General features: G+C 52.1%; 5 protein-coding genes. All 5 read right to left on the minus strand.

The genetic code is table 11. The features are described from left to right. Positions 1–226: 226 nt before the first annotated feature. Positions 227–1657 carry a DUF3526 domain-containing protein gene (locus RIC29_17565; GenBank protein ID MEQ8736734.1) on the minus strand — a complete coding sequence of 477 codons (1431 nt, stop codon included), beginning with the start codon at positions 1655–1657 and terminating at the stop codon, positions 227–229. Between the two features lie 11 nt (positions 1658–1668). Then, a complete protein-coding gene (locus RIC29_17570; GenBank protein MEQ8736735.1) occupies positions 1669–3084 on the minus strand; it encodes a DUF3526 domain-containing protein in 1416 nt (471 codons plus the stop codon). Positions 3085–3098: 14 nt separating this feature from the next. After that, complete coding sequence (locus tag RIC29_17575) at positions 3099–4730, minus strand: CopD family protein (protein MEQ8736736.1); 1632 nt, start codon at positions 4728–4730, stop codon at positions 3099–3101. 488 nt (positions 4731–5218) lie between these two features. Next, the gene (locus RIC29_17580; GenBank protein ID MEQ8736737.1) at positions 5219–5584 is read right to left on the minus strand and encodes an STAS/SEC14 domain-containing protein; all 366 of its coding nucleotides are present in this window, start codon (positions 5582–5584) and stop codon (positions 5219–5221) included. A gap of 18 nt (positions 5585–5602) precedes the next feature. After that, positions 5603–6106: cation diffusion facilitator family transporter (locus RIC29_17585; protein MEQ8736738.1), on the minus strand; the 504-nt coding region annotated here is incomplete at its 5' end.

Raw genomic sequence — 6106 nt, forward strand, 5'->3', positions numbered from 1 at the left:
CTGATGCCCTGCCTGTCAAGATGTTGGAGGTTATTGAGCGTCAGCAACCCAACTATCTGACAAGCGAAGCGCCTTGGGACAAGCCGATGAACAGCTGGCAACGTTATTCTGAGATGCGGCAGCCAATTAAATAGCCGGTAGCAAAGACCATAAACCGGGCAGATGGTTTCGTTTGAAAGTAAGAATGAGGTTGGAACGACGCATCAGTTGGCAAAACTGCGCTTCATCAAACCACAGGATAGCGCGCATATCGGCGAGACGACCATACCCCAAGAATAAGCATGAATATAGTTAACCCGACGGTCGGGCCTATGGTAGATTTAAACACGTCTGAGATGGTCCAAGTCTCATATTCAAAAGCGGGTATCTTTTCAAAATCGGCGGACGTCATCAGGTCCCCTTTTAACACCCGGTCCGTAAAGAAGTCCCTCCAGTCTTCATGGAAAACAAGCATCTGGTTAACAAAGTCTGAGAAGCGCTCTGTACCTGTTCCTGAAATCGCATTGAGGGCATTCTGGGTCATGATCGCCGGAGAAATGAACTGCAGCAGGTCAACCACCTGCTGGCGTCGCGCAGCCTGGAGTTCAAATTCTTCCAACAGCGCCTGCGTTGCTTTTTCCACGGCGGAATCCGTGGCTAGCACCTGAAGGAAAAACTGATCCGTATTGGCGCTGGCCCCGGCCATCTCAGGGTGATCAAAGAAAAAGGCTTCGCGGGACTCAGCTGCTTCCTGATCCGCGATCTCAGTCGCCTCACGCATCTCCGTCGTTAGTTCAACTCGGGACGGTGCGGGAAACAAAGTCGTCGCCACGACGTTGACCAAAGCCGGAACAACAACAACAAACACTAGCCAGAGATTGGCAAGTATCATGCCGTTCGTAACCGACGGTTTACCCCAAGCATTAACAAACAACGCTAAGGCAAACCAGAAGAACGCGTAAAATGAAACGACCAGGAACCAGAGGCCAAACCGGCCCCACACAGCAGCTGACGCTAGGCTCTGCTCTGTCAAGCTCACGGCGACAAATCCGACAACAAGCAGCAGGAGGAAAATCAGCGCTGCCCGCGCAGTGCCCTTGGCTACGATAAACGCTATCTTCGAAACCCCATGCGCCAAAACCAAACTTAACACACCGCGTTCTTTTTCCTTGGACATAAGGTCAAAGGTCAGTGCGACAATGAAGATGGGTAAGACGAACACAATGATAAACGCGACATCAAAACTTCCCGACAAAACGTTGAGCGGATTTTGAATCTCGGTTTCGTTCAGAAACGTCAGCGCAGGGTGAGCAGAGACCTTATAATACGTCGGCTGCACGTCCGTTTGCCCGATGGATAATGCGGCCAGAGGTGTCGGCGGCAGAACCGTATAGTGACTGAGTACGGACAACCCCAGCGCGCCAGGGCTGGCAGCAGATGGCGGGGGAGAGTCTGGGTTCGCTTCCCAACGCTCCACTGATGTCTGGAGCGCCGACTGGAGCACCGTTTCTTCACGGTTAAGGCTTTCGGCCATTTCTGCCATCTGGTCAGTACGTGCCGCGCCGTTCAGAGCAGCAAGCACGGTTAACACAACCAGAAGTCCAAGAATGATCCACCAAGTGCTATTATGTTTGAGGATTACCCATTCCTGGGTAAAGACAGACCAAAACCCCTTCATATGCCTGCTCCTTAACCTAACGTCACTTTAATGTTACGCACGGCTAATACCCCGGCGACAATTGATAAGCCCAGCCATAAAAACATCACCATAAAGCTAGGGCCGAGGCGTGTCATTGTCTCTGTTAACGGTGCGGGGCTATACTCAAAGCGGTCGACTGAACCCCACAACTCCGGTCCGGCGCGATAGTCCGCTTGCCCGGCCTCAGAATTGAACGTGATATCCCGGTTCATTCCCTCGATCAAGTCGCGGCGGTATCGCTCTGCCTGTCGCGTAAAATCTAAGTGGTTGGTCAGCGATGTCCCTGACAATTCCATCGAAGCAAGTTGGACAGCCATACGGGGTGAGGCAACACTAAACGTCTGATGCAATCCCGTTTGCTTCGCGAAGGTATCGTGTAAGTCACCGTAGAACTTGTCGAACACCTCGTTGCCCATTTTCTCTTGTAGATCAAAAATGATGCCTTGGAAATTGATCGGAAGTTCCTCAACGGTGTTTGCGTTGTAAAGTGCGAGTGTCTGTTCCTGCCGTTGCGCAATTGCTGCTGCAGGGCTGACACCATCCAAACCGGACTGCGTGGCTTCCTCGATGTCTTTTTGAAAGGCAACGGCGGTTGGTGTCGGGTACAACAACCTCGACAGGTCAGATGCCGCACGGGGAAGTACAAAACTGGACACCGCCCAAAAACCGACCATGATGACCAAAGCAGCCTGTGCGGTTCGCACGTTGGCCGACACAGCAAGCGTAAGGAACAGAAAGATCAACGCATAGATGATGTAGATTGACACCAAAACAAGGCCATGAGCTAGGTACCCGGCTCCTTCGGGTGCAAAGGCAAGCCCAATCAAACCCAGAATGAGAATAGGTCCAATAAATACACTGAGCGCTACCGTAGCGCCCAGCGCCTTGCCGAACAACAGTTGCACCGGCGAAACTTGCATGCTGAGGACCTGTCGCAACGTCCCGGCCTCACGCTCGCCCGCGAATGCCGGGAAAGCCAGTAGGATCACTAGCAATGGCAACAACATCTGCAGAGTAAATGCCGCTGTCAGTTCCCCAAAACGAGCAATCGCGGTAGCGTCACGGGCAGGCTCACCTTCGGCGTCGTTTTGATTATGTGCCTCCAGCCACACCGACACACCCGTATAGCTGCCGATGCCCGTGTCAAAAAACGAGAGTGGCGTGACGGGCTTAAAAGCGTAAAGACCGTAGTGAGCTGCGGCATGAGGGTTTTTTTCTCCTTGCGCCGCAAATTGTGCATTCACGACTTCTTGTGCGGAGTCCCGTTCCACCGAGATATCGACGAAGCGTTGGCTGGCTGTGCCTAGTGCTGTTATCAGCATGATAGCGAGAATTCCCGCCGACCATTTAATTCGGCCATCGCGGATAATTTCCAGAAATTCCTTGCGGGCAACAGTAAGGATCATCACTACGCTCCCTTTTATTTAATGGGTACGGTTGTACGAAAGATCTGCTTGTCGAAGTCATCGACAAATGCATCAATCCGGGCTTCCCATTCACCCGGAATGATCAACTGATCAAACATGAAGTGGTACATGCCCGGCATGACCATCTCACCGCGCCCTTCAATGCCCTCAAGACCGGCCGTTGGTAGAGCCCACACGATATTCACATCAATCATCTCAACCGGATTACCCGCGTCATCCTTAAATTCGATCATCACCATATTGGAACCGGTTGTCCGGCCTGGATCAATGCTGAAGTCAGCGGTGTACTTGCCTTTAGCAATCGTGGTTTGGAAACCGCCCATACCCATCTCGCCCGTGCCACCCTCCATATCAATAGTGGCCCTGGGGGGCGTGACGAGGGTCAACGACACAGCTGCAGCGATGATAAGGATCATCGCAATATACTCAAAGGTGATAGAGCGGCGCAGCTTTGGCGCAGCGGCAGGGTCTGCTTTTTCGAGCGCCGGTGTAAGGACCATTTTGTTCATCGCCGCGAGGCCCAGCAAGGCAAAGAAAACAGCCAGCTTTGCGGTCAGCCGCCAACCATAGTCCGTTGTCAACATGTTGGAGGGGTCTTCAACCTGAGTCCAGGTGATGATCGCACCTGAGGCAAACAGCGCCCCAACAGTCAATACCGCACGTTCAGAGAACTGCGCCATCACCGCTCCGGCTTCCTGCACGGTGGCGACCTGAGTGATCTTCGCCAGAGGATATAGTGCAGCAATCCAGAATGCGGCACAGAACAGGTGTACAGCCACGACGGGCGCCATCAACCACACCGGTGGTGCAGTGGCCGCGTGGCCGGTGACCAGAAAACTACCAACAGCAGTCACGCTCCCGAGTAGCAGCAGGGGTGTTGATTTACCTTCTGGTCCTTTGCCAAAAGCAAACACTAAGATCAGTAAACCTGGAATGCCAACGAACGCACTTGGTGCAAGGGTTGAACTCAAGGCCTGACTCCAAGCCGCGCCGGAGAAAATTGCGCCAGGACCGCCGAGCATCATTTCAGCACCGCCGAAACCAAGCGCCAACACGTAACTTATAGCTGCAATTATGGCAGAGAGCTTGCCCATGTGGTACACGGATGGTTCAACCTGGGGCGGCACGGACATGCCGACAATAAAGAGGGCTGCGCCCGCTGCGAGAAGCATGGCGCTATATTGAATAAAGCGGTTGATTGCGACGGGAATGACCCAACCACTGGTCTCACCGCCACCGGCTGAAACGTCCTCCATTGAAGCAACGACTTCACCTACAGCGAAGACCACGCTACCTCCTACGGGATGGGTGTCAGCGGAGATCACACGATAAGTAGCAATGTAGGTGCCATCGGGCAGTTCACCATTTACCGGAGTGATGACATCGTTCCCATCGACCGTCCACTCGCCAAGTTCGCCAGCCTCCTTTCCGGTGCGGTCAAGAATCTTGATGAATATTGGGCCAACGTTTTCATTGAAATTGAAGATGATCTCTTTGGGGGATTCATCCAGGCTAGCTTCTGCGGCGGGCGTGGAGCCCAACAAAACCGCGTGAGACCAAACTGGCACGGAGAGACCAGCTGTCAGTGCAAGTGCTGTAACTACGAGTGTGAAAAGGCGTGTCATGAGATGTTCCCCGGTCTCCCTGCGTATCCGTGTGGACGGACGAATCAGGAAAAGAACTTATGAGTTTGTAGTGAGTTAAATCAAGTGTAAGCGGCGGGCAAACTCCTTACTATACCGACCCACCCTCAAATTGCGTATGCTATGCCTCTTCCAACTATAAATTGTTGTTGCATGCTTCGGAAAGAAACTGAAGTTCTAAACGCCTAAGGCACAAGACCGTCGCGCTATGCGAAAGCTTCCCTGCAAGACCATGATGCAATACAAACTCACCAGGCTGACTGTGGAGAAAAAAACTTCGCTTATACAGAACGCCAATTGAGTAAACTGGATGTTAGGTACGTCACAACAATGACGGCCTGAGTTTATCAATTCCAGAGGAGTGTCAGCTTCGCCCTATTATTTCGCCGGAAACGTCACCAATTATTGTATCAGTCATAACTGGTTTAAAAGTCTAGCAAAACTAGAGAAATTCATACTTGGTTATGCCGTTACGATCCATCATGCGCCCAGCTGATGGCTAAATCGTGGTCATCAGTAGCGAACCATTTCAGATCGGCTCTGGTGAAAGTGTTGGCGGCCATGGCACCCCATTTCAGCCAGGCTTGATCGGCCACGATTGCGACGCGCGATAGATCTCCATGGTGTTTCAAATCGATTTTCAAATCTGCCCAAAACGCAGAGGCGTCGGCATATCCATCAAAGGATGACATCAAGATGACTAAGGACGGTTTTCCATTCTTGGACAGTTCTGCGTCTAGCCAAGAATGTATTCCCTTTAGATCGTCCTCAGTTAATTTACCGTTGCACTCCAGGCCGAGAACGTTCTCAGCTTCGATATCCACTATCTTGAACATGGCTATACTCCTATCCGATTATCCATGACCATATAGTTGCGCATCCTGATGCTTGCGGTCTGACCGTTCGAATTCCAGAGTGGAATGCCTGACCCCGAACTTGTCTTCGAGACGCGTCTTGATGGCTAGCTTGATGCTTTCGAGATCGTCCCACCTGTCCTTGTCGATAACCACATGAGTATCGAGCGCCGCCTCATGCTCTGCCATCTGCCAAAAATGCGCATGATGAATTTCGACGACACCGTCCACACCGGAGACCGCATCAATCACCGCATCAGTATCAATTTCAGGCGGGCTGCCCAGCATGAGCGTACGTATTACGCCGCCGATTTCTGTAAATGCGAGATAGAGGATGTAGGCGGCGATCAGGATCGTGATGAGCGGATCAACCCAGCGCAAATCATAGAGCAAGATCATCGATCCACCGAAGATCACAGCAACGGAAGCGAGAGCGTCTGAGAGATTATGAAGGAACAAGGCGCGAATATTCACGCTGCCTTTTTGCATCGACCAAGTAAGCAG

Source organism: Rhodospirillaceae bacterium (assembly GCA_040219235.1).
Classification (GTDB): domain Bacteria; phylum Pseudomonadota; class Alphaproteobacteria; order Rhodospirillales; family Rhodospirillaceae; genus WLXB01.

What these genes read in the sequence shown, in the direction of transcription:
- RIC29_17575 (MEQ8736736.1), bottom strand. Translation starts at nt 4,730, where the DNA reads ATGACACGCCTTTTCACACTCGTAGTTACAGCACTTGCACTGACAGCT.
- RIC29_17580 (MEQ8736737.1), bottom strand. Translation starts at nt 5,584, where the DNA reads ATGTTCAAGATAGTGGATATCGAAGCTGAGAACGTTCTCGGCCTGGAG.
- RIC29_17565 (MEQ8736734.1), bottom strand. Translation starts at nt 1,657, where the DNA reads ATGAAGGGGTTTTGGTCTGTCTTTACCCAGGAATGGGTAATCCTCAAA.
- RIC29_17570 (MEQ8736735.1), bottom strand. Translation starts at nt 3,084, where the DNA reads ATGATCCTTACTGTTGCCCGCAAGGAATTTCTGGAAATTATCCGCGAT.